Source organism: Actinacidiphila acidipaludis, assembly GCF_019890725.1.
Taxonomy (GTDB): Bacteria; Actinomycetota; Actinomycetes; order Streptomycetales; family Streptomycetaceae; genus Actinacidiphila; species Actinacidiphila acidipaludis.
The window spans coordinates 1-1,738 of record NZ_JAINZZ010000130.1; the positions used below are offsets into that span (position 1 = coordinate 1).

The window sequence follows — 1,738 nt, forward strand, 5'->3', positions numbered from 1 at the left end:
GAGTAACTGTCAATTCCTGTGGATCGCTTGGTTAGGGCGACGGGTTGGCGCCTTGGATGACCTGCCATCCGGAGGCCAGAGTGCCCGTCATGAGGTGCTGGACGCCTTCTCCTCGGAGCGTCACGAAGGCGGTCAGGCCTGTGTCGAGTTCTGCCACTCGATGCCCGTAGACGACGGCCTGTGTCAGTGTCAGGTCGAGTGCTTGTGCTGAACCGCGGAGGCGGTTGAAGCGGGCACCGCGACGGACTGGTCCCCGCAGGCAGCGCACATTGACGGTGGCCTGTTCGAGGGATGCGACGATGACCCGGGCGATCTGCAGTTCTACGCTGCTACGACAGCTGTCGGGGCTCGGGATCTCGCTCACGCGGCTTTACCCTCTCGCTCGACCAGGACGCCGTTCTCGAACGTGGCGCCCGCGCGGACCAGGGCGACGAGGTGGGCTCCGGTGACCGCGCGCCAGCGGGCCTGGGCGGACTCGATGAGCTTGAAGACCATGGCGAGGGCTGCGGCGGGGCTGCCGGCGCCGCGGGTGACCTTGGTGCGGAGCTTGACCGTGGAGAACGTCGACTCGATCGGGTTCGTCGTCCGCAGGTGGATCCAATGCTCGGCCGGGAAGTCGTAGAACGCCAGCAGTTCCTCGGCGTCGTCGGTGATCTTCGCGACGGCCTTGGGCCACTTAGCGCCGTAGGTACGGACGAACGCCTCGATCGCCTTCTCGGCGTGGGCCCGGTCCTCGGCGTTGTAGATCTCCTGCATAGCCTTCGTCGCACTCGGCTGAGCGGACTTCGGCAGGGCGTTCGAGACGTTGCGGACCTTGTGGACCCAGCAGCGCTGGTGGCGGGCGGCGGGGAACACCTCGGCCAGTGCCCTCCACAGTCCCATCGCGCCGTCGCCGACGACCAGTTCGGGGTCGCGCATGCCGCGTCGGCGGCAGTCGCGCAGCAGGTCGGCCCACGACTCCGTCGACTCCCGCAGGCCCTCGGCCAGCGCGATCAGCTCCTTGGTGCCGTCCATGCGCACGCCCATCAGGACCAGGACGCAGGAGTGGGCTTGGCCGAGGCGAACCTTGGGGTGGACGCCGTCGGCCCAGACGTAGACGTAGTCGGATTCGGCCAGGTCGCGGCGCTGGAACTCGGCGTGGTCGGCGGTCCACTGCTGCGTCAGCCGGGTCACCGTGGCCGGCGACAGCCCAGCCGAGGAGCCCAGGAACTGTTCCATCGCGGGCACGAAGTCGCCCGACGACAGGCCGTGGAGATAGAGCAGCGGCAGCACCTCGCTGATCTTCGGGGACTTCCGGCACCACGGCGCCAGGATCTTCGAGGAGAAACGCCGGCGTTCACCCGTCGTCTCGTCGACCCGCTTGTCGTTCACGCGCGGGACGGCCACCTCGATGGGCCCGGCAGCCGTGGTCACGGCCCGCGGCCGGTGCCGGCCGTTGCGGACCACCAGTCGGCGACCGGCCTCGTCACGCTGCCCTGCAAGTTCGGCTATGTACTGGTCCACCTCCGCCTCCAGGGCCGCGGCCAGCATCCGCCGAGCACCCTCGCGGACGATCTCGTCGATCAGGGAACCGGACTCGGTGGTGCCGTCTTCATTGACTACGCTGAGCACGGGCGTGCCTTCCCGACCCGCGTTCGCAGCGCGGGCCTACTCGGTGACTAGACGATCACTCACTCGGGAAGGTACGCCCTTCGCGCGTCCTCCAGAGGAGCTGATCCACAAGTCCTGAGCATTGCTC

General features: G+C 68.1%; 2 protein-coding genes. Both read right to left on the reverse strand.

The features are described 5' to 3' along the window. Window positions 1–31 precede the first annotated feature (31 nt). Complete coding sequence (locus tag K7862_RS36960) at window positions 32–364, reverse strand: hypothetical protein (protein WP_222970169.1); 333 nt, start codon at window positions 362–364, stop codon at window positions 32–34. Continuing rightward, window positions 361–1,611 carry an IS256 family transposase gene (locus tag K7862_RS36965; protein WP_222970171.1) on the reverse strand — a complete coding sequence of 417 codons (1,251 nt, stop codon included), beginning with the start codon at window positions 1,609–1,611 and terminating at the stop codon, window positions 361–363. Before K7862_RS36965 ends, K7862_RS36960 begins: the two co-directional genes overlap by 4 nt. Window positions 1,612–1,738 lie beyond the last annotated feature (127 nt).